This is a genomic window from Desulfovibrio biadhensis (assembly GCF_055388615.1).
The window spans coordinates 4001948-4025513 of the sequence record NZ_AP042477.1 but is presented as its reverse complement, the minus strand read 5'-3'; the positions used below and the strand labels follow the sequence as shown (position 1 = coordinate 4025513).

At 53.0% G+C, this 23566-nt stretch carries 15 protein-coding genes; 8 read left to right on the top strand and 7 right to left on the bottom strand.

Annotated elements, in window-relative coordinates; translation table 11 throughout:
• Nucleotides 1-21: 21 nt before the first annotated feature.
• Nucleotides 22-3282: a methyl-accepting chemotaxis protein gene (locus ACZ5EH_RS17415; protein ID WP_464275151.1), complete on the bottom strand. Its 3261-nt coding sequence runs from the start codon at nt 3280-3282 to the stop codon at nt 22-24.
• 744 nt (nt 3283-4026) lie between these two features.
• Here ACZ5EH_RS17415 and ACZ5EH_RS17410 point away from each other — a divergent pair.
• The 6 genes from ACZ5EH_RS17410 (at nt 4027) to ACZ5EH_RS17385 (ending at nt 10938) form a co-directional block, all read left to right on the top strand.
• A complete protein-coding gene (locus ACZ5EH_RS17410) occupies nt 4027-5115 on the top strand; it encodes a DctP family TRAP transporter solute-binding subunit (protein WP_464275150.1) in 1089 nt (362 codons plus the stop codon).
• 88 nt (nt 5116-5203) lie between these two features.
• The gene (locus tag ACZ5EH_RS17405) at nt 5204-5794 is read left to right on the top strand and encodes a TRAP transporter small permease (RefSeq protein WP_464275149.1); all 591 of its coding nucleotides are present in this window, start codon (nt 5204-5206) and stop codon (nt 5792-5794) included.
• Nucleotides 5791-7068, top strand: a complete 1278-nt coding sequence (locus ACZ5EH_RS17400; protein ID WP_464275148.1) for a TRAP transporter large permease — start codon at nt 5791-5793, stop codon at nt 7066-7068. The genes ACZ5EH_RS17405 and ACZ5EH_RS17400 overlap by 4 nt, the downstream gene beginning before the upstream one ends.
• Before the next feature lie 13 nt (nt 7069-7081).
• Complete coding sequence (locus ACZ5EH_RS17395) at nt 7082-8245, top strand: pyridoxal phosphate-dependent aminotransferase (RefSeq protein ID WP_464275147.1); 1164 nt, start codon at nt 7082-7084, stop codon at nt 8243-8245.
• Nucleotides 8246-8266: 21 nt separating this feature from the next.
• Entirely contained in the window at nt 8267-9667 is a 1401-nt protein-coding gene (locus tag ACZ5EH_RS17390; RefSeq protein ID WP_464275146.1) for an FAD-binding oxidoreductase, read from the top strand.
• Nucleotides 9649-10938 (top strand): (Fe-S)-binding protein, encoded by a 1290-nt coding sequence (locus tag ACZ5EH_RS17385; RefSeq protein WP_464275145.1) that lies wholly within the window; start codon nt 9649-9651, stop codon nt 10936-10938. The genes ACZ5EH_RS17390 and ACZ5EH_RS17385 overlap by 19 nt, the downstream gene beginning before the upstream one ends.
• Before the next feature lie 109 nt (nt 10939-11047).
• Here the strand turns inward: ACZ5EH_RS17385 and ACZ5EH_RS17380 are convergent, their stop codons facing one another.
• From ACZ5EH_RS17380 to recA, 4 genes are all read right to left on the bottom strand, one after another.
• Complete coding sequence (locus ACZ5EH_RS17380; RefSeq protein ID WP_464275144.1) at nt 11048-13477, bottom strand: tetratricopeptide repeat protein; 2430 nt, start codon at nt 13475-13477, stop codon at nt 11048-11050.
• Nucleotides 13478-13581: 104 nt separating this feature from the next.
• On the bottom strand, nt 13582-15213 hold the full coding sequence (gene xrtD, locus ACZ5EH_RS17375; RefSeq protein WP_464275143.1) for a VPLPA-CTERM-specific exosortase XrtD: 1632 nt from the start codon (nt 15211-15213) through the stop codon (nt 13582-13584).
• A 474-nt stretch (nt 15214-15687) separates the two neighbouring features.
• Nucleotides 15688-18330: an alanine--tRNA ligase gene (gene alaS, locus ACZ5EH_RS17370; RefSeq protein WP_464275142.1), complete on the bottom strand. Its 2643-nt coding sequence runs from the start codon at nt 18328-18330 to the stop codon at nt 15688-15690.
• A 21-nt stretch (nt 18331-18351) separates the two neighbouring features.
• Nucleotides 18352-19410 carry a recombinase RecA gene (gene recA / locus ACZ5EH_RS17365; RefSeq protein WP_464275141.1) on the bottom strand — a complete coding sequence of 353 codons (1059 nt, stop codon included), beginning with the start codon at nt 19408-19410 and terminating at the stop codon, nt 18352-18354.
• A 497-nt stretch (nt 19411-19907) separates the two neighbouring features.
• Between recA and ACZ5EH_RS17360 the strand changes: the two genes are divergently transcribed.
• Nucleotides 19908-21107 carry a PhoH family protein gene (locus ACZ5EH_RS17360; protein ID WP_464275140.1) on the top strand — a complete coding sequence of 400 codons (1200 nt, stop codon included), beginning with the start codon at nt 19908-19910 and terminating at the stop codon, nt 21105-21107.
• A 210-nt stretch (nt 21108-21317) separates the two neighbouring features.
• A complete protein-coding gene (locus tag ACZ5EH_RS17355) occupies nt 21318-22586 on the top strand; it encodes a hypothetical protein (RefSeq protein ID WP_464275139.1) in 1269 nt (422 codons plus the stop codon).
• Nucleotides 22587-22609: 23 nt separating this feature from the next.
• Here ACZ5EH_RS17355 and ACZ5EH_RS17350 read toward each other — a convergent pair whose 3' ends face one another.
• Nucleotides 22610-23017, bottom strand: a complete 408-nt coding sequence (locus tag ACZ5EH_RS17350; RefSeq protein ID WP_464275138.1) for an ATP-binding protein — start codon at nt 23015-23017, stop codon at nt 22610-22612.
• Between the two features lie 18 nt (nt 23018-23035).
• A complete protein-coding gene (locus tag ACZ5EH_RS17345; protein ID WP_464275137.1) occupies nt 23036-23365 on the bottom strand; it encodes an STAS domain-containing protein in 330 nt (109 codons plus the stop codon).
• Nucleotides 23366-23566: the final 201 nt, after the last annotated feature.

The following is a 23566-nucleotide window of genomic DNA, read 5'->3' as shown; positions in this document are numbered from 1 at the left end:
CATGGTTGTGTCCCAAGAGAATCAGGCGTTCATTTCAGCTATAAGCGTGTTGAGGTTCTGGGCGAGACTGGCCAGTTCCGACACGGCCTTTGACGACTGGATCATGGCATCGGAAGTCTCCGAGGAGATGCGGTTAATCTCGTCCGTGGCGCGTGTTACCTGTTCCGAGGCCGCAGACTGTTCCTCGGAAGCAGCTGCAATGGCTCTTACCTGATCTGCCGCTCCTTCTGCCAGTTGCACAATCTGGGCAAGGGCTTCTCCGGACTGACGCGCCAGTTCCGTGCTCTGGGCAACGACCTCGGCTGCCCGATCGGTATCTTCTATATTACGGCGGGTGCCCTCCTGGATAGCATGGATTGCGTCACCGACTTCCTTGGTTGCAGCCATGGTCTTTTCCGCGAGTTTGCGAACTTCATCCGCCACAACAGCGAATCCGCGGCCGGCTTCACCAGCGCGAGCAGCTTCAATGGCGGCATTGAGGGCCAGCAGGTTTGTCTGATCAGCAATATCGGTGATGACGTTCATGATCTCACCAATGGAGTCGGCCTGTTCGCCGAGTCCGGCCATATTATCCTTGAGGCCCTGGGTAAGATCATGCACCTGATTGATGGCGTTCACCACATTGTTCACGATCTTTTCGCCCTCTTCTGCCTTTGCACGTGTGTAATCAGTATTTTCAGCCGCGCTCGAGGCATTCTGCGCCACTTCCAGCACTGTGGCGTTCATCTGCTCCATTGAGGTGGCCGTTTCGGTGGCGCGTTCGGTCTGCTGTTCGGCGCCATGGCTGGACTGTTCCACCTGGGCGGCAAGTTCGTCGGCAGCAGAAGACAAACGTGATGAAATGTCCGTGGCTTCACTGGCCAGGCGCTGCATCTTGCGTTGCCCTTTAACGACTTCTGTTTGGTCCACTACCAGCTCAAAAGCCCCTACCACCTGGCCATCTTTGTCGAAAATCGGCAGAGCAGTATAGTCTATCTCCAGGTCATTGCCGGCAGGGTGCGCATCCGTTGAGCTGTTCTTTTGCTCCATGGCTTCCATGGCTCGTGCACAGGCACACCTTTCCGACCTGCAATCACTTGTATTGAAATGATCGTGGCATTTCCGTCCTTCTTGTTCCTGCGGTGATGAATTGCCCACAGCAGCGCCGGTTTCATTCAGGAACAACACATTGTAGCTTTTATCTATGGCCATGACAGGCATGGGGATGCTGTCCAGATAATACGTGTATACGTCGGCCAAAGCGTTGACGTCGTTCATCAAGCGGCCATACCCACCTTGAAGATGCGAGGCGTCAATGCGTTCTCGCAATTTGCCGATCCTTACCGCGTTACTCATCACATCAAGATCGGTCACAAGGGATTCCAAATTCTTTGGAATCTGCTGGACAGCTTCGGCCATCTGACCGACTTCATCTTTTTGTTTGACAGGCAGTTCCGCCGTAAAATCGCCTTTTGCAACCAAAGAGGCGAATTGCACCACTCGTTGCAGTGGCCTGGTGATCGAGAGCGCCACCAAAATTCCCACAATGGCGATGATCAACGCGGCAATACCACCTGTCCAGGTTATGAGCTGCTCCAGATTCCGGCTTGGAGCTTCTATTTCCTCCGTCGCAATTTCAGCTATCAATGCCCACGAAAGATTGCCGAAATGCACGGGTTCATAGGCAGCCAGAGTTTTGCCCCCCATGTATCCTTGCAACATTTCGACCCCAGTCTCACCCGCCAGAGCCTTGCGCACTGCATCAGTGGCAACGCCATTTGCATCGGGCGAACCAGCCAGTGAGGCGGCAACAGAACGGCCTTTCGGATCACGGTAGGAATCAGAACGCATGAGAGTATCTTCACCGACCAGATAGGTTTCCCCCGTTTCTCCCATGCCCGTGCGTTCCCCCATGATTTCATTGATTTTATCTATGTTTAGCTGCAACGCCACCACCAGTTGCACTTCGTCATCTAGCAGGTAGGGCTTTGCAATAAAAGCAGCTGGAAGTCCGCCACTAGGCTCGTATAATTGGTAATCCGTGAGACCGAACGACTTGGAGTCCAGAACCTTTCGAAAAAGTTCGCCAAGCATTGTTCCGGCGTAAGGACCGTTTATAAGGTTGGTTCCGTAATCGGATTCCTTTTTGACACTGTAGAAGATGCGTCCTTCCGGATGAATGAGAAACAGATCATAAAAATCAAAGGATTCGATATAAGAAGCGTAAAATTCTTTTCCATCGACAGTTGGAGAGACGACTTCTTCGAGATCCACCTTGCTGACTACCCCCCAGTTGAGCCCGGGAGTGTTAATCGGTGCAGCGGTAATCATGACGGGCTCTCCAGAGCTGTCTTTATAGATACCTCTGAAGGATTCTTTTTGCGCAAAAAGTCTTGATATATACTTCGTTTCCAGGGGAGTACCGACAACCAGGCTCCCATCTCCCATGGTTTTCAAATCAGAACGCAGCAAAAAGCCGCCACCAACACCTGCAACAAGGTAGGTCTCTCCGCTCTCTCCCATCCCGGTACGGTCTTCCATAATGGCGTTCAAACCTTCCGTTGTGATGCGGATGCCTACATATCCTCCTGTCTGTCCGTTCAGGTCCTGGAGACGTGTCAGCATGAACATGCTTTGCGCACCACCTGCAGGGGCGTAGGCGGAAAAATCAGCAACGGCCACTTCATCAGCAGGCATTTGCGACGCCAGTTCAAAGGCCTTGGCAAGACCACTGTCAACAAGCTGCTCTGTGACAGAAGCGCCAAGATCTTCTGCGCGATTGACGGTATAGATGACAACGCCCTCGGGGTTCAAAAAATAGATGTCGGCCCAGCCATTATCTCGCTGGATTCGCTCCATACCGCGATCTATTTTTCTTACCAGAAGTTGCCAGCCAATATCCCCGGGGGTGTCTCCCCCGTCTATGACGCGTTCGAGTGCATCCTCAGTGGAAGAATTATGAGCAAAGCCGTGAAGTTGTTCAGAAAGCTCGAAGATGTAATCCTGAACATGATTGGCCTTTAGCTGCCGCACAGCAGCAAGTTTGGAAAAGGCCTCATTCTCCAGTCCAGCAACCGCGTTCATCAACACGTCGATTTCATTCTTTTGCTGCTGCAGGAACTCTTCGATTTGTTTTTTCTTGATCTCGCGAACCGCTTCGAGCTGGTCGAAGGCCTGTTCCATGAGTGCGTGAGAAGATGTGGTGGCTGCGCGCCACCCTACCAAGGCCAGGGGCATGATACCGACAAGCAGGAACAGAATAATAAGCTTGGGTTTCATGGGCAGATTGCCCAGTTTGAACATGCGATCCTCCTTGAAAAAAGTCATGTTGTTATTGCAGCATGGGAATAAAGGTGCCCCTGGTCGTCTTTATTCCCTCCCCGAATGAAGCTTATACCATGTAAGTGAAATCTTACAACACCAGAACTCCAATTTCCTACCTGATGACAGGGAATCCTCTCAATCTTGTAGACGTTTTCTCGGGTACACCAACTGACCACAAAAAATTAAGTGTTTAATTTTTATAACAAATAGGACATTTACAATAAAAAAGGCAGCATCAACGAGACACAGAGCCCTTCCGACACAAGAAATAATTGATAAAGATTATCAAAGTCAACTGGGCGAATATTTTTCAATCAAGGCAGTTACCAAAAAAGGGTTACCATTCTGTGCCGCATTGCCTGCTTTTCACACCGTCCCCCCTTGGCGCTTCACTCCAAAGCGCCCTATCCCTGCGCCCTCTCTAGCAGTTACCATTCCACGTTGTTCCAGAGCATAAAAGAAACGGAATAACAAACCATTGCGGAGGGCCGAAGAACACCCGTTTCAAGACGCCTGTTTCTGACTGACTGTTGCTGTACAGGCAGTTTCACGCCTTTCTTATCTCCCTTATTTCATACTTAAAATAAGGAAGTTATATTTCCCCTCCATTCTCCGTAACCCCTTCTTAACCTGATTGACAAATTGTAAAAAACGGGGCTATCTAGTTGCCCCAGATCGTGATTTTTTCACAATCGTGTAACTAAAGCCCCAGAAGGAGCACTCATGAAAAAGCTCACCCTGCTGTTTGCGGTCCTCCTGGCCATGTTCTTGTGCGCCGGCGCCGCCCAGGCAAAGGTCGTCATCAAATTGGCCAACTCCGGTCCTGACAACCATGACAACCGAACTGTCAAGGCTGTGGACATCTTCAAGTATCTTGTCGAGACGGGGACCAATGGCGAGGTCGAGGTCAAGGCATACCACGCCAGCCAGTTGGGTGCTGAACGTGAAGCCCTCGAAGGTGTCCAAATGGGGACAATCGAGATGGGCACCTTGTCAGGCGGCCCCGTGCCAGGCTTCTTCCCTGAAGTCATGATTTTTGACATCCCCTACCTGTTCACCTCCAACGCTGCAGCCTGGAACTTTTTCCAATCTCCGGTTGCCGAGGAATTCAAACAGGCCTTCCTTGAGAAGACCGGGGTTCGCATTCTGGACATCACTGAAAACGGTTTTCGTCATTTCACCAATAAAAAGAACGCGATCAAGGTTCCTGCCGATCTCAAGGGCCTGAAAATCCGCACCATGCAGAATCCTGCGCACATGGCCATGGTCAAGGCCCTGGGCGGCGACCCCACCCCGATTGCCTTTTCCGAGCTTTACATGGCGCTGCAGCAGGGGGTGGTGGATGCAATGGAATGCCCCATCGCGCTGATCCACGACATGAAGTTCTATGAAGTCCAGAATTTCATGATTCTTGACGGTCACCTGTACAACCCGCTTTTCGTGTTCATCAACGACAAGTTTTTCAACGAGAAGCTGACTCCTGACCAGCAAAAGGTGGTTGCCGAAGCAGCCCAGGTACTGGGCATGGCGCATTGCGGCTTCAACCAGGAGGCCAACCGCACCGCCATCAAGAACCTGGAAGGATTTGGCATGGAAGTTTACAAGCCCACGCCTGACGTCATTTCCAAGTTCCGTGACATCGCACAGCCTGCCGGCCTGGAATTCATCCGCGAAAAGATCGGGGACAAGTGGGTTGACGAAACTCTGGAAGCCGCTGCCGCAGCCGAAAAAGCAGTTGCCGGAAAAGAGCAGGAAATCGTGGAAAAATACATCAAGGACGCCAACGAGGCGCTTGCAAAAGCACGCAAGTAGTTTCTGGACGCCCCTTTTTCATCTTGTATACCTTTGACGGCGGAGGCCTGCTTGGGCCTCCGCCGTTTTTCACAGGCAGCCTCCAACCATGAAGCCACTCCACGCCATATCTTACGCCGTAAACCAACTTGCCAACTGGCAGGTAAATGTATGCCGTGCGTTCATCGCCCTGCTGGGCGCTGTAATGGTCATCATCATCCTACTGCAGGTTTTTTTCCGCTTTGTGATCTACGTCCCCTTCCCATGGAGCGAAGAACTGGCGCGCTATCTCATGATCTGGATGGCAATGTTCGGATCAGTCATCGCTCTGCGCAGCGGCAGACATATCGGTGTACGCGTTCTGGTGGAGCGCCTGCCTGAAGGCGTGTACGACCATCTCGCCGTGCCGATTGTACAAATTTCCATGACGATTTTTCTTGGCATCCTTGCCTGGCAAGGCTGGGATCTTTCTGCCCGCAACGCCATGCAGATGTCGCCTTCTCTCGATATTTCCATGCGGTGGCCCTACCTGGCCGTGCCTGTGGGAGCTGGAATGATGATACTCGACCTCGTTGCCGACATGTTGCAAGACCGCTTTCCCACAAGTGCGGGATCAACAGCCAATATTGCGGCTGCGGCCCTGGAGACCGCCCCCGTTGCCTGCACAGCAGAAGATTCCTCTGAGAGGAAGGACTCATGACAACGCTAGCAGTCGTCTTCCTCGTGACACTTTTTCTCGGCTTTCCTGTAGCCTTCTGCCTTGGAATCACTTCCGCCGTGGCCCTGTGGACGCAAGATATTCCTTTTGTTCTGCTGGCCCAGCGTTTTTTCCAGGGGATGAACTCATTTCCGCTGATGGCAGTTCCCTTCTTTGTGCTGGCTGGGGACTTGATGAACCAGGGCGGCACCACACGCAGGCTCATAAATTTCGCCAACATGCTTGTTGGACGCATTCCCGGCGGTCTGGCCCAGACAAACGTGGTCGCCAGCATGTTTTTTGGCGGCATAAGCGGTTCTGCCGTGGCAGATGCAGCAGCCATGGGCTCCATTCTCGTTCCGGGCATGGTCCGTCAGGGATACGGACTTGGCTTTTCCGCCGCGGTCACGGCAGCATCATCCACCATGGGCCCCATCATCCCCCCCTCCATCTTTATGGTTATCATGGGAGTAACCACTGGTCTTTCCATTGGAGGACTGTTTGCCGCCGGCATCATTCCCGGCCTGATGCTGGGACTGTCCATGATGGCCCTTAGCTGGATCATTGCCGTCCGACGCAAATTCCCCAAGGATCCCGAACCGATCACTACAGGGCGCGTGCTGCGTGAATTGCGCTCCGCAGGACCTGCGTTGCTGGCTCCAATAATAATCCTGGGCGGCATATTGTTGGGTATTTTCACCCCCACTGAGGCCGCAGCTGTCGCAGTATTTTATGCCCTTCTGCTCGGAATATTCGTCTATCGCGAACTGGACATGAAGAAGCTGCTGCATGTGCTGGTGCAAAGCGGCGTCACCACATCAGTGCTCTTGTTGATCATTGGCATGGCCAATATTTTCGCCTGGGTGCTGACCTCGGAACAGGTGCCCATGCGTCTGGCCGATGCCATGCTACAGATTTCGGAGAATCCCTACGTTCTGCTTCTGCTCATCAATGCGCTGCTGATCTTCATCGGCATGTTTCTTGAGGGCGGCGCCGCCATCATCATCCTGGCCCCCACCCTGCTTGCCGTCACAACCCAGGTAGGCATAGACCCGCTCCATTTCGGGTTGATCATGGTGCTGAACATTGCCGTGGGACTGCTCACTCCACCACTGGGCGTCTGCCTTTTCGTCGTATGTGGCGTAACGGGCCTTTCCTTGCCCCGCATAACGCGGGCGGTCATGCCTTTTCTTGCAGTGGAGGTTATCGTGCTTCTGATGGTTACCTACCTGCCAGGCCTTATTCTTTTCCTGCCCAGACTCCTGGGCTATTTATGACGGAGTTTTCGACGTGCACAATATAAGTGAAAACATAGCTGCGCTGCGGTTCAGTGTCATACGCAAAATGGGCATGCGCGCTCAGGATTATGATGACGTCATAACCCTGGGCATTGGCGAGCCCGACATGCATACCCCTTTGCCCGTCTGCCAGGCGGCCTATGATGCCACCTGCAAAGGGCAAACGCATTATGCGCCATCTCAGGGCGACACCGAACTGCGGGAGGCGTTGGTCGCACATCTGAATAGCAAGGGATTAAACGCGTCTCTGGATCAGGTTTTTGTCACGCATGGGGCCATGCATGCATTGGCCTGCGCCATGCGCACACTGCTCGAACCCGGAGACGAAGTACTTATCCCATCGCCCCATTTTCCTGACTACGCGGCCCATGTGACCTTTGCCCACGGCAAGGTTGTGGATGTGCCAACACGCTTTGAGGACGGATTTCTCCCTTCCGTTGCCGCCATTGAAGAGCGTATCACACCGCGCAGCAAGGTTTTGATCATCAACTCCCCCTCCAATCCTACTGGGGCGACAATATCGGGCAAACTCCTCGACGATCTGGCGGAACTCGCCATTCGCCGAAACCTGGTCGTCATCTCGGACGAAGTATACGACCGCATACAGTTCCAGGGCGTGCACGAGTCCATAGTCACCAGACCAGGAATGGCTGAACGCACGCTGGTTGTTAATTCCTTTTCCAAGTCATTCGCCATGACAGGCTGGCGTGTAGGGTATGCGTTCGGTCCCCTTTGGCTTATGGAGCACATGCTCAAGGTCATCAGCTTTTCCATGGCCAGTGTGAATACGCCAGGGCAACGCGCCGCCCTTGCCGCGCTGACCGGAGACCAGTCTCCCTACGAGGAAATGGCGCAGGAATTTGCACGTCGCAGCAGTTATGTTTACGAACGTCTGGCTGACATGCCTGGGATAAAGGTAAACAAGCCTTCAGGATCCTTTTACATATTCCCCTCCATTGCCGGCGTACCCGGGCAGGATGCAGATGGTGAGCGCTTTGCCCTGGAACTGCTGGACAAGGCTCAGGTTGTGGTCATTCCAGGATTCACCTTTGGCGCAGGGGGCGATAGCTGCGTACGCCTGGCCTGCACCGTGGAGATGAAACGCCTGGAAACCGCCATGGACCGCATGGAACGTTTTATCCGCGCCCTCTCCTGATGTGGGCGCAAAGATTGCTATATGTCTGACACTCCAAACATACCCAAGGCGCTGCGCGCAAGTTTACTCAATATTCTCGGCCCAGAAGGCCTGCTCGACGCTCAGGAAGACTTGCGCTGCTACTCCTTCGACCTTTTTGCCCGCGGACTGCCTGATCTGGTGGCCTTGCCTGCAGATACGCAACAAACCGCCCGTGTCATTGCTCTTGCAAATGAATACGACATTGCGGTAACGCCCAGAGGCGCCGCTTCAAGTCTGACGGGTGGGCCGGTTCCCGTTGCCGGGGGTATTGCCCTTGCCACCACGCGCATGAACGCCATACTCGAGGTGTCGCCTGCAGACAGACTTGCACGAGTACAGGCTGGGGTTGTTACTGACGACCTTAAACGAGCGGCCCATGCGAAGGGGCTGCTGTACGCACCAGACCCGACCTCCGCTGCCTACTGCACCATTGGCGGAAATATCGCCACCAATGCAGGGGGCGCTGCCGGCGTGAAATACGGGGTTACCCGCGATTCTCTGATGGGGATTACTGTTGTTCTGCCCTCCGGCGAAATCCTACAAACAGGAGGGCGCTGCCACAAGAGCGTGACCGGCTATGACTTCACACATTTTCTGTGCGGCAGTGAAGGACAACTCGGCGTAATTACGGAAGCGACCGTCAAACTGCAGCCTTTGCCCGAAGCCGTGCGCACCGTGCTTGGCTATTTTCCGGACCTGGAAGCAACCGCACACGGTGTAGCAAAAGCAGTTGGCGCAGGGCTACCCCTCTCTACCTTGGAAATCATGGATTCCGGCTTTCTCTCCACCGTTCAGCAAGTCTATGGCGTTGAAGTTCCTGAAGGCGTAGGCGCGGCACTGCTGGCCGAGGTGGACGGCCCTTCAGAAAGTGTGGACCGCTATGCCGAAAGCGTACACACACTGTTCACCGAATCGGGCGCCATAAAGACCAGGCTTGCAAGGGGTGAAGATGAACGCCAATTGCTGTGGAAAGCCCGCAAGGGAGGCACCGCAGCACTGGTGCGCAGCGCCAAATTTATGGTCACACTCGATTACGCCGTGCCCTTGGCGACCATGGCCAAAGCCATCACAGCCGTGCAAAGCTTGGCCGAAGAACTCGACATCCATACCGTTATCATTGGCCATGCGGGTGACGGCAACCTGCACCCCATGTGCATTTTCGATCCGGACTCGCCGGATGAACTAGCCCGCTTCCAGGAACTGGAGCACCGCAGTTGCCAGACCATGCTTGAACTCGGGGGCACCCTCAGCGGTGAACACGGGATAGGGCTGGAAAAAGCGCCCCTCATGGCTGATGAACTGGGGCAGACTGCCATGGATTTGAGCCAACGCGTCAAAAAGGCTTTTGATCCGAAAATGATCCTTAACCCGGGCAAAGGCGAATGGGCAAAAAAGAAGTAACGCCGGTCGTACCGTCCTTGCCCTCTGGACCGGAGTGCGAACGCTGCGGCCGCTGCCTCAGCGTCTGTCCGAGCTACCGCGGCTACCTGCAAGAGACCATGAGCCCACGGGGGCGTTGGGAGCTGGTGCATGCGGCGGCAAAAGGCGAACTGACCCTCGGCAAACGGGGGGCGCAGTCCTTTTCTCGATGCCTGCAGTGCATGGCGTGTAAAGAAGCCTGCCCAAAAGGCGTAGACGTGCCTGCCGCGGTTATGTCCGGAAGGGGCGCCATGAGCGTGACCCCCACCCTGCGCAATACAGTAGAGCGCAAGGCCTTGGAATTTTGCATCCCGCATCGCCAGGGCATGGCGGACCTGCTCCGTATGGCCACGCCACTGCGACGTTTGCTCCCCCGTAAACTCAGTGGAAGCCGCCACCTGCCCCTATTCCTGCCGGACATTTTGGCAGGGCGCAGAGTCCCCCGCATGGCCAAAGAAAGTATCTTCGGCCTGGCGCCTTCTGCCTACGCAGCCGCAGCAACGCCCTTCCGTGGGGAAGTTGTGCTCTTCACCGGGTGTTTTTTCGGACTGGTGGACCCGGCCCCAGCCCAGGCGGCAATCCACGCGCTCACTGCAAACGGCTTTGCCGTCCGCATCCCTCACACTCAAGGGTGCTGCGGCGCTCCCGCCTATTACGGGGGGCACTTGGACCTTGCTATTAAGGCCTTTGAACGCAACCTCGACGCGCTCCTCATAGAACCCGGCCTGCCCGTGCTCACCCTCTGCGCCACTTGCGGCAATGTGCTGCAAAACGTAGGGCACAAACTCATCGAAAAGGCCGGCGCAAAAGCGGCTGATCTTACAGAGAGGATTATGCGGCTCGGGGAACGCGTCCAGGATTGTTGTGATTTTCTTGCCCAACAGCCCACACTCAAAGAAGGGCGCAAGCGCACTACCCGCGTCACTGTTCACGATCCCTGCCACCTGATCCGCGGCATGCATGTCAGTGATTCAGTTCGCACCATGCTTTCCGCCGTGCCCGGTCTGGACATTGTGGAGGCTGATTCCAGCGTGGTTTGCTGTGGTGGCGGCGGTCTAAGCGGCTTCAAACATCCCGAACAGGCCGACCGCATAGGAGCGGCACGCGTACAGGCTCTGGTGGCAACCCGAGCCCAGGCCGTTGTGGCCCCTTGCCCCGGCTGCCTGCTGCAACTGCGCGATCAACTCTCCCGCAAAGAAGAACGAATGCGCGCATTGCACCCCATTGAACTGCTGGCAAAAAGTTACTGCTGAAGCAAGTTGCGACTGACTAAACAATAAAGCCAGGAGAATTTTCCCCTGGCTTCATTGTTTTCACGGTGTGGCCTGTCAGTGACCACTGTGCGGCTGTATGTCTTTTTTTTTACTGCGCTGGAGTCTTCAATTTGTCCTGCAAAGACTTGATCTTGCCGGCAAGAGGTTCTTCGTGCTTGGAAGCATCGAACTTCTCTATCACATCCTTGGCCGTGTCCTGCGCCCCTGTCTGTTCAAGCGCAAGAGCGTAGTGGTAAGCGATCTCGGGATTTTCAGCAGCCAGTTTGTAGGCTTCATCAAGGTTGGTCAACGCCTTGGCGTCATCACCCAAAGCCATCTGCACAACACCAAGCGTATCCAGAGTATTGGCGTTTTTACCATCATTTACAGCCTGCTGGGCAAGCTCCAAAGCTTCCTGAAGCCTTTCCGGCGTGGGGTTGTGCTCTGTCATAAGATAAGCAAGGTTGTTTTTGGCAGGCACGAATTCCTTTTGATCCGCCAGCACATCGCGGTATCCCTGCTCGGCCTCGGCCAAATCACCATTCATTTGTCTGAGAACGGCTATGAGGAATCCAAGTCCCTTGAAATCCGGATTATCTGCATAGATTTTGGAGAAAGTTTCTATACCCTCTGCCAACCGTCCTGAATTACTATAAAGGCTTGCCAACCTGGAGTATGGCAGCGCCCACTTGGGATTGGCCTTGATAGCCTGCATATAGTCATTCACAGCAGCATCGGTATTGCCTTCAAACTGATCAATACGCGCCTGAAGCTCAAACAATACCGGATTGTCGGGGTACTTCTTCATCTGCTCGTCCAGAAAAGCTCTGGCGGCTTTTGGATCGTTATTCTGCAGATTGACCATGACCATTGCTTCATTGAGCAAGGCGTTATCCGGAGTTTTTTCCAGTCCTTTACGGAGAATGCCCAAGGCTTTGGCGCTATCACCCTGCACAGTGTACAGGCGCCCGAGCCTGAAATAGCCAACAGGAGCGGTCTGCTCCTTATCAATAAGACGCTTGAAAAACGCTTCTGCTTTCTCGGGTTGCCCGGCCTGCAAAAAATAATCGCCAAGAAAAATGATCACATCTTGTGGCACGTTATTTTTCGCAGCAAACTTTGCAAGCTCTTCCGCCTGCTCTGCAGCACTATCCGGTTCTTCCATGCGGGCGTAAAGGCGCATAAGTTCCATACGCGCCGGATAATAATTGGGATTTCTGTCCAATGCGTCGCGCAGAACCACTTCGGCCATTGTTGGCTCATCTAAAAGATAGTGCGCCTGCGCCATCAAACTGTAGGCATCGCCCAAATCGGGTTTTTCAAAGACCACCTGCCGCAGCAAAAGAATCGCTTCGTTGAATTCGCCCCGGCTCATGAGAATGCGCCCTTTTATATAGAGCGTCATAACATCTTCCGGGTTCTTTTCCAGGATGGTGTTCAGTTCGGCGAGTGCTTCATCCTGCTTGCCTTCCTGCAATAAAATCTGCGCCAAGCCACGTCGAGCGTCCAAAGCTCTGGGAGCCTCCTCATCCAACGAGATAATCGTATTGTAGATCTCCCGCGCCTTGTCGATGTTCCCTTTCTTGAGCTCAAGGTCAGCCATTTTGAAACGCAAGGGATAGTCGGCTTCCCCTTCACTTATGCCTTCCTGAAGCAGGGCAATCGCTTTGTCGATGTCCCCCTGCAATTCATAAAGCTCGGCCACCTGTGTCCGCAATGTCTGGTCATCAGGCTTTTCCTGAAGTGCTGCAGTAAGCAGCTCTAAACCTTTTTCCGGTTGCCCCATCTGAATGTAGAGCTTGACCAGATATTGCAGGAAAATGGCGTCATCAGGATGTTTTTCATGCAAACTGAGAAGTATGGCCTCGGCCTTGTTATAGTCCTCGTTCTCTGCATAAAAGTTTACAAGCTGCAGACGCAGTACAAGATTTTTCTCAACGGCCTCCACGCCTTTCTCCAACAAGGAGATGGCTTCGTCATTACGCCCCTGCGCCTTGTAAACGTTTGCCAGCAACGGATAGACATTCTCGTTGCCAGGTTCCTGTTGCATCACTTCCTTGAGAATCGTCTCTGCTTCGTCGTACTTTTCCTGCTTGGTTCTTATGGCTGCCAGCAATATCCTGGCCTCAGCCTGATCAGGCGAGTTTTGCAGAATTTCGTTTACGCTTTCCTCTGCTTTCTCAAGGTTATTGCTTAACAGGTACAACTTGGCCAAACCGAGCTTGGCGCTTTCAAGGGTGGGGTCAACTTCCAAAGCCTGGCTCCAGGCATTGAAGGCGTCCTGCCATTGCTGTTTTTCGAAATGGATATTGCCCTTCAGATCGAGTGCGGCAACATACCTATTGTCATCCTTCAAGGCATTGCGCACTTCAAGCATGGCGTCTTCGAGTTTGCCATCCTTGAAGTATTGAGTTGCCCTTTCATAATACTCTTCCTTATCATCTGCATAACTGTTGCAATCCGTAAACGTAATTACAAATGAAGCAAGCAACAAAACAATGCAGGACAGACGAAACATCTTGCTGTGTTGTAAAAACATACTTTATCCCACCTGAATGTTCTTAAGTTAGCCTTATTGCGCCATATCAAGACAATGCACTACATACATTAAAATCCAGTAAAGTTCCTCACTCCTGGTATCAGCTAATCACTGGTTGAGGAAGCGCCCCCATTTGCCGTAGATGCAGCTGAATCCGGAGCTGCTTTAATTTCTCCCTCACGCAATTCCCGCTGGGGAAGAAATTTTTTGAGTTGTGCACTAATCTCCCCTGAGAAAGAATCCATGACCTTTTCTCCCTGCTCAAGGGTTTGCCCAGGTACAAGCACCATCTCGATTCGTATCAGGGCCCCGTCTGTACGATGCATCATGAAGGCATCCCAGGTTAAATAGAATTTATTCAACCATTCGTTCGTGATATGGCGCCCTCTCTGCGAAAACCAGAAATAAGAAATAATAGTGTAGTCACCCTTTGTCAGCAGCATGCGCGACACGGGAAACGGCCTTCCATTATCAGGAGCAGGAGGCAATTCCTCCTTGGAAACAATGGTCCAGCCACTTCCCAAAAGACAAGAAGTGGGAGCGTGAGCCGTATGTGATACGGTCTGGTGGTTGTAATAAGGAATGAGCACCTGCGCCACGTTGCCCGTATCTTCGTTTTTAAAACGCCCCATAAAATAGTCGTCTGCCCAAAGAGACTCGAGTGTCGCCTTGTCCAGAAAGGCCTGCTGACCTTTCCAATCACCTATATTAATAGGAAATTCCTTTAACGGCCTTGAATGGGGCGTTATCTGATTGACAAGAAAATTCCCCTGCAACATTCCAGCCCCCAAAAGAACAACAGCCAGAATGAGCAAGGCAACCACATGTGAAACGCCAGAGGGGAGGGAACCAGAGGCCTCCTCTGGAGCTGGGGCGCTTTTTTCCTTATCGGAACCAAAGCGAAAGAAACGCCTTAAAACTAAAAGGATTACACCAAGAAATGCGATATTGGCCATATATACGAGCCAACCCGAAAAATCATGAAAAAAGCCTTCCCCTAAAGCAGGAGACACAAAACGGACCAGAATACCCGTTATTGTGATGCGAAGAACATTGGATGCAATGGCAACAAAGGGGCTGATAATTACGAGCAGCCACTTGTGCCATTTTTTCTTGAGGAAAAAATGCGCCAGCAGCAAAGCGATCAAAACGGTCGGCACAAAATACCGCAAACCACTACAAGCATCCACGACTTGCAATTGCACGACCCCAAGGTCGATGATATTCCCTTCTTGATAGACTGGAATAGAAAGGAAATTTAGCAATTTAGCAGAGAGTACAGAAGATAGAATCTTCAGTTTGAAGCTCAGTACATTGGTAACAAAAGGAGGGGCAGGGATGGAGAAAATCAGAATGAACAGGGGAAACCACATTGTTCGTATTGACTTGTCCCCTAACAAAGCAAGAAGCAATGCTGCAAACGATGACCACATGGAAAGGTGGATAAGCATTTGCACGCCAGAAAATTTCCCAGCGAGATACAAAAACACTGCTCCCACAATAAAGACGTAGCTGAAAATCTGACGTCCGCCGGTGCTTTGTAAAATTTCCTTTTTGGATTCGTACAACAACCACAAGAAAACCAGAGGCACAAGATAACAGTAGGAGTAGTCGTCGCTATTCCACTTGCTTACCAAGCCGTTGAAGTGGCCCCAAAAAACGAAGACCCAAACACCCAACCCCAGCAAAAAAGCAAAAAAAACTATATTTTTAGAACCCTTGTCAGCTGACACCATGGCTCGTACGCTCCCTGCTCAACCAAGATTTCACTGTAGAAGCACTATGCGCATCCAAAAAAAGAAGGCAGCCACTTTCAAAAAGATACCAGAAGGATACTAGATAAAATGCGTGTATGGTGCCCCCCAGAAAGTATGACTTGCTCAAAAGCCCAAACGCAGAAGAGAACTTATATTTTTCTGCACTTTTTTCTATTCTTGAATAACATATAAGAATTTCAAGGACAGAGCAAATATTTTTCAAAAATGGGGATAACAGCAGGGGCAGTTGTAATCTTGGCATATTTCGAACAATGAACAGGCGCCCCCTCCTCTGCGCCATTACAAAACATATCCTGAAATCTGCTATGTATACAATATACATACTACTTCGCGGGCATAAAACAATTCTTATTGAAAAAACTGCACCCGCACAAAAAAAGGCGCCTCCAAACGGAAGCGCCTTTTTATTGGCTAAACGATAGTTGGTCGTATTCAGCTCTGAAGCAAAGAGCGGAGAGCGGCAAAGGCCTTCTCAAGGCCTGCGGGATTGGTGCCGCCAGCCTGCGCCAAGTCCGGTCTTCCACCACCGCTGCCATCCACGTGACTGGCCACATCCTTTATCAGTGCCGGTGCAGTAAAACGGTCATGCAGGTCCTTGCTCACGTAGAGAAGAAGAGGAACCTTTCCGTCAGTCTCGGCAGCCAAGCAAGCCACGCCCGAAGGCATCTTCGAACGCACATCATCCATAAGATCGCGCAGAGCCTTCACGTTGGGAGCATCCACCTTGACCGCGAGAAGTTTGACGCCGCCGACTTCCTCGACCTTGTCCATTATGCCCCCTCCTGAGGTGGAGGCAGCCTTGGCGGCCATGCGCTGCAGTTCTTTGTTCAGGCGCTTGACCTCGGTCTGCAGGCCTTTGACCTTGCCGGCCAGATCGTCATCCTGGGACTTGAACAACGCAGCTATGGCGCCCACCTGCTCGCGCTGCTTTTCAATGATATTCATGGAGTGCCAACCGGTAGCAGCCTCAATGCGGCGCACTCCGGCGGCAACGCCGCTTTCGGAAAGGGTCATGAATGGTCCGACCTGGCCCGTGGACGCGAGGTGCGTCCCACCGCAAAGCTCGATGGAGGCGCCAGGCACTTCCACCACGCGCACGTCATCGGCGTATTTTTCACCAAACAACGCCATGGCGCCCTTTTCACGGGCTTTTTCTATGGGCATGACCTCGGTTTGCACAGGCAGGTCCGCCAGCACAGCCCCGTTCACATGCTGCTCAACAGCCTTGATTTCCTCGGGAGTCATGGCTGCAATGTGGGTGAAGTCAAAACGAAGGCGCCCCGGCCCTACAAGGGAGCCAGCCTGTTTTACATGATCCCCCAGCACGTCGCGCAGGGCGGCATGCAAAAGGTGGGTGGCCGTGTGGTTTCTGGCAGTGTCAATGCGCTCACCTTCTTCCACTTCCAGCCGGGCCTTCTGGTTCACTTCCAGACTGCCCTTTTCCACCGCAACCTGCTGCACAATCAAGGCAGGGGCGGGCTTGATGCTGGCCTCCACTCGGGCAGTGCCAGTGGCGCTTTCAATACGCCCCGTGTCACCAACCTGTCCGCCTGATTCACCGTAAAAAGGCGTTTCTGCACAGACCACAAACCCGTTTTCTCCAGTGGCCAATGTTTCAACACGTTCAGCCTTGGCGTCCAGAAGCGCTACAATTTCGCTCTCGGCCGTTATGCTTTCATAACCGACAAATTCCGTGGTCACACCTTCTTCCGTCAAAACACGAAAGCGGGTGGAAAGATCGGCTTCACCTGAACCTTTCCAGGCAGCCTTGGCGCGCTCCTTCTGCTCGGACATGCGCTGGTTGAAGCCTTCCTCGTTTACGCTGAGGCCCCGTTTTTCGGCAATGTCATTCACGATGTCGATAGGGAACCCAAACGTATCGTACAACTTGAAAGCGAACTCCCCATCAATGGTCTGGTTATTATGGGCGCGCAGGTTCTCCATTTCCTCTTCGAGCATGGCCAGCCCTTTGTCCAGGGTCTGGGAGAAACGCTCTTCCTCTTCCTTGACCACACGCCCCATAAATTCACGGTTTTCCACTATCTCAGGGAAAGCTTCTCCCATGTGTGAAACCACTTGCCCCGCGACGTCATAGAGGAAGGGATCCATCAGCCCGAGCAGGCGGCCAAAGCGGTAGGCTCGGCGGATCAACCTGCGCAGGACGTATCCACGCCCTTCGTTGGAAGGCAGGATGCCGTCGGCAATCATAAACGCCATGGCGCGGCTATGGTCCGCAATAACCCGAAGGGCCGTGTCCTTATCTTCGTCTCCGGCCTTGAAGCGGACAGAAGCCATATCCGCCGTAAAATCGATGATGGAGCGGAACAGGTCGATGTCGTAGTTGGAGTAAACGCCCTGACACACCGCGGCAATCCGTTCCAACCCCATGCCAGTATCAATACTGGGGCGCGGCAGATTTTCACGCTGATCCGGAGTAATCTGATCGTACTGCATAAAAACCAGGTTCCATATTTCAAGGAACCGGTCACAGTCACAGGAGCCGATGCCGCAATCAGGACCGCACTTCATGTGCTCGCCCTGGTCTATGAGTACTTCGGAGCAAGGGCCGCAGGGGCCGGTGTCCCCCATTGACCAAAAGTTGTCCTTTTCCCCCAGGCGGAAGATACGCTCGTCAGGAACACCGGCAATCTTTTTCCAGAGCCCCGCAGCCTCGTCATCGTCCAGATACACTGTGGCGTAGAGCTTTTCCTTGGGCAGTTCCAGTTCTTTTGTCAGCAGGTTCCAGGCAAAGGTAATGGCGTCTTCCTTGAAGTAATCTCCAAAGGAAAAGTTACCAAGCATCTCGAAAAACGTATGGTGCCGGGCTGTACGTCCCACATTTTCAAGGTCATTATGCTTGCCCCCAACACGCAGACACTTTTGGGAGGTAACAGCGCGCTTGTAGTCGCGCTTTTCCTGCCCCAGAAACGTCTTTTTGAACTGGACCATACCTGCGTTGGTAAAAAGCAGGGACGGATCATCCTTGGGCACCAGGGCGGAAGACGCAACAGGCGTATGCCCTTGTTTCTTGAAATATTCGATGAATATTTTTCTCAGATCATTTGCGGATATCACTGTTTCACTCTCCGGCAGCGCCTAGTCTGCGGCCTCGGGTTCCTGTTCAACGGGCTGTTCCTTGCGCTCAAAGCCCAAATGATCGAGCAGCTTGTCCTCGATCTGCTGTCGAATTTCGGCATTTTCCTGCAACAGGGAGCGTACGTTCTCGCGCCCCTGGCCAAGTCTCTCAGAGCCAAACGCATACCAGGCGCCGCTCTTGTCCACTATGCCGGCGTCCACTCCCATATCCAGGATTTCGCCCTCGCGTGAAACGCCCGTCCCATAAAGGATGTCAAAAAGCGACTCCCGGAATGGCGGGGCGACCTTGTTCTTGACGACTTTGACCCTTACGCGGGAACCGTAGACCTCTTCCTTGTCCTTGAGAGTCTGTATCTTGCGGATATCAAGACGCACCGAACAATAAAATTTAAGCGCGTTACCGCCGGTCGTGGTTTCGGGATTGCCGTAGCCCGTCATGCCGATTTTCATGCGGATCTGGTTGATAAAAACCACCGAGGTATGGGATTTGTGGATGGTGCCTGTAAGCTTGCGCATGGCGTGTGACATAAGCCGCGCTTGGCCGCCGACCTGGGTTTCTCCCATATTTCCCTCAAGCTCTGCCTGGGGAATCAATGCGGCGACGGAGTCCACCACAACGATATCCACAGCACCGGAACGCACCAGCATGTCGGCAATGTCCAAAGCCTGCTCACCGTAGTCGGGCTGGGAAATAAGCAGTTCTTCGGTCTTCACGCCCAGTCGTTTGGCGTAATTCACATCCAAAGCGTGCTCTGCATCAATAAATGCCGCCGTACCACCCAATTTCTGGGCTTCGGCAATAATATGCAATGCCAAAGTGGTTTTACCTGAGGATTCAGGGCCGTAGATCTCGGAAACCCTGCCCCTTGGAATACCACCGACGCCCAGAGCCAGGTCCAGACCGATGGAACCCGTGGGGATCACCGGTATCTTGACGTGGGCCTCGTCCGAGAGCTTCATTACAGAGCCCTGGCCGTATTTACGTTCGATGGTCGTCAGCGCTGTGTTCAGAGCTTCCAGCCGCATATCCTGGGGACTGGGGGCGCTTTTTTTGGCCATGCTAGTCTCTCCGCTGGTTGTAGTCTCGTTATCAAACAGAGCAAAAAGAACAGGGTCTTTCCACTCATTTGGCTCGTCGGCATGCTGCTGCAATGCAGAGGCCTTTCAGTATCTTCTTACAATGCCGTGCGTCCGGAAATAACACGTTCGAGGTGGGCGTCACATACCAGAAGCGGACGAGAGGAGCAAATGCTGCCTACCCTGGATTTCTGATCCGATACGCGGTCATCATTTTTTTGCCCGCGCGTCACATCGTTGTAACCAGGAGATTCTAGAGTTTCTCAACACTTTTATGCAATGACAAACAAGACAATCAAAACACTCCTCTTTGGTTCGCACCCCCTTTCCAGTCCTTTGCCCGGCCATATCTCCGGGTTTACGGCCAAGGATAAAGCCAGTATACTTCGAACGAACCTGAAGCGGCTTATAGCCGAGGCAGGCGCGTTTCCATCGTTCGAAGGTTTCATACACCCCAGGCAAGGAAGGCGCCCCAGACAATGACTGACAAGAAAAAAAACTACATCCTGGACACGAACGTTCTCATCGAGAACCCACAAAGCGTGCTCACGCTGCGTAACGGCAATGACAACAACATCTTCATCCCCTACCATGTCCTCATTGAGCTGAACCAGCTCAAAACGAACAACCGCGTACGCCACATCGTCTCCAAAGTGGTGGATGTGTTGCTGGACAACAAGGACCAGATCACCTTCATCCACAATGATTCGAGCATCTCGCCGTTTACAGAGGAAATAGTCGACAACTATATCCTCAAGGAGATCAAGAGCTCCTCCGAGATTGAAAACCCCATTCTCGTTACCAACGACCGCATCCTGCAACTCCAGGCGCGCATGTCCAACATTGCCTGTGAAGAGTTCAAGGATTCCAAACCGTTTGAATCTGAGTCACAGCTCTATACCGGTTTTTGCGAAAATGGCGAGACTCCGCCTCCCAACAGCTTCTCCTGGAGCGAGGGCAAACCCTTGTTCCACAGTCCGACGGGTGATGAGATCATCAACTTCACCCTGAGTGTGTGGAACGTCAAGCCCCGCAGCATCTACCAGAATCTTGCCATGTTTCTGATGCAGCACCCATCCATTGACCTGGTTTCCGTACAGAGTGAAGCCGGCTTCGGTAAAACATACCTGGCCCTGGCCACTGCTCTTTACCTGGTGCTGGAAAAACGCTTTTTCGACAAAATCTACGTGGTCAAACCCACCATCGAGCTGGGCAGCAAACTCGGCTTTCTGCCGGGTGACATCAAGGAAAAGATGGAGCCGTATGTCAAGTACATCCAGGACCTGCTGCTGAAGCTGCACATGCAGCGCCCGGCGAATAAGCTTTTCGCCAACCCCCAGGAAGAATCCCCAAGGTACAATCCCAAAAAATTCGAAATTCTTCCTTTGGCGTACATCAGGGGCATGAACATCGAAAATGCGGTCGTGATCATCGATGAAACCCAAAACCTCTCGCGCAACGAGATCCGCGCCCTTCTTACGCGCATGGGTGAAGACGTAAAATGCATCTGTCTGGGAGATACCAGCCAGGTGGACAACCCCTATCTCAGTGAATCTAACAACGGCCTTAACTGGGTCGTCCGCAAATTCAAAGGATTCAACAATTACGCGCACATGGTCCTTAAAGGCGATAAGTCTCGCGGCCCTATCACCGACCTTGTGCTGAAATCCAAACTGTAGGCACGATTGGGAGAGGCTTCCGCACCAGGAAGCCTCTTCTTTTTTCCAAGACAGATCGAATGGGGCGTTTCCCTTTATTTTTCCGTTTATTTGTTGTATGAGCTTGGTCACAAAGCAGTTTTTGGCACTACAGGGGTTGTGACCTTACTGTGTGCCGGGTTGTGTGAGGCCGTAACTGAACAAACAAGTTGTTTTCCGTATAGGCCTGCTATGAAGATACCTTGCGTCCGTTGCGGCAAACCGATCGATTCCCCAAGCACCTACTGCCGTGATTGCGCCCGGGATATGGAGCAAGGCAACCTTGAACAAAGTGTTGCCCCCGCCCCTAAAAAGAAACGCCGCATCTTTCCCATTCTTCTGATTTTTCTCATCCTGCTGGCGGGCGTCTTCTGGTATGCGACCCCGGGCAATGACATCCAGCAAAAAATTTCTTCATTGACCCATGATGTACCGTCCATCACCATTGTCGCGGATCAGATAAAAGAAACGATACAGCCGGACTCTCCCACCACTGGCGAGCAAGACACTCCGGCTGTCGAGGAGGCATCCCAGGCGACAACGCCCCCCGCAGCGCCCCCAACTGCCGCAGAGAAAGAACCAACCCCTGCAACAGAACCTGCCGCAGAACAGGACACGCCCCCCACGCAGCAAGAGCAAACGCAGCCGGAAGCTGTCCAGCCTGAAGTCGCGCAAAGCGAACAGGCCCCAGATGCCCCAAGTGCCCCGAGTGCCATAGACGCCACCGAGCAGGCCGCGCCCTCCCAGACCATGGCGCCTGCATCACAGGAGGCTCAAACAGAACCCGCCACGCAATCCGAAGCTTCCGACGACACTATTGAATTCGGTCCCGCGTCTCCTGAGGAATTTCCTTCCAACACAGAGCAACAGGAGCAACCTTCCGTAGCGGACGCAGGTGAAGGAACACAAGAAGCAGCCACCGTGGAGCCTATTGCGACAGAGGAGTCCACTGACCAGGGCAAGCAACCGGCCACGGAAGAAACTACGGACGAGATAACGGAAGAAGACGCTGCCGTCGCAGAGGAACAGCCTGCTGCAGATCAGGAACAAGAAGCAGAACAGGCTGCCGTAGAGACCACTGAAGAAGCTGCCCAAGAAGTTGTTGCAGAACAAGAACCTACAGCAGAAAAAACTGCAACAGAAGAAGAGCAGCCTGTCACGCATGACACTGGAATCTGGATTTTTTGGATGGACAAGGAAAATGCCGACAAGACCCTGGCCGCCCACCTTCAGGAGAACGGCTGGGTGAACGCCAGTGCAAAAGGCAAATGGCCCGGCCACTTCAATGACAAGAATATCTTTTACCGTCATGAAGATCAGACTGGGCTGGCAGACCTGCACAAAGACCTGCCTTCGAACGATTTCTTTGATTACTACTACAATAACGAGCGTATAGGGCAGAGCGTCAAACGCATCTTCCGGGAAAACGACAACGTCAACTTTGTCATCATTCTCCAGTAACCATCTCTAACTACGGACTTTCTTCAGCTACGCACATCGAAGCCCAGCATGAGGATGTTGGACTGTCCATCGTGCGTGTATTCGATCTTATCCGCCATCTGTTTGATGAAGTGGATGCCCAGCCCCCCTATCTGACGCTCTTCAAGGGGCGTATCCATATCAGGCGATGGATGTTCCAACGGATCAAAGGGGCGCCCCCAGTCCTTAATTAAAAATTCCAGGCGCTCCCCTTCGTGTTGGCAAACCATTTCTATTTCGCCGCCATCCTGCTCATAGGCATGGTGCAATACGTTGACAATGGCTTCTTCCAAAGCCAAAGCCACACGTTGCACCCGCACAGGGTCCATGCCGGCAGTCGCAGCAAAATCCTCGGCAAACTCCCTGAGTTCGTCGAGATGCCGGATATGTGCCTGGCGGCGGATGGATTTCATGATGTCAAAGTGCTGCGGCTACTGCGCCAAGGCCTCTTCCACGCTGGCACAAACAGGAAACATGGAGCCGAACCCGGAAATGGTGAATACTTCCTGAACCATGCCTGAAAGATTGCAAAAGGCGATCGCGCCTTGCTGTTCCTTCAACTTCTTGGCTGTTGCCAGAATGCTGCGCAGGCCGGCGCTGCTGATGTATTCGAGCCCCCCAAGGTCGATGACAAGATTCTTTTCTCCCTTGTCCATCCAGGTACCGCATTCGTTCTCAAATTCAGGCGCAGTCACCGCGTCCATGCGCCCTGAAACCTTGATAACGACCTTTTCGCCTTGCTTGCTGCTCTCGAATTCCATGCTCGTCCTCCTGAGACGCGATGAAGTGTCAATAGGGGTGCGCAAGAACCCCACGCCTCCGCAAAAACTGCCAGAGCGGTGCGCTCACGCACAGCAAATGCGTCTATCATTGCACCTCTCAGATGTCCATGTTGCAGTGGCAGTCCCTAAACCCCAAAGATTTCCTCTTTCAAAGAGAATCATTTCACGACAGGTTCTTGC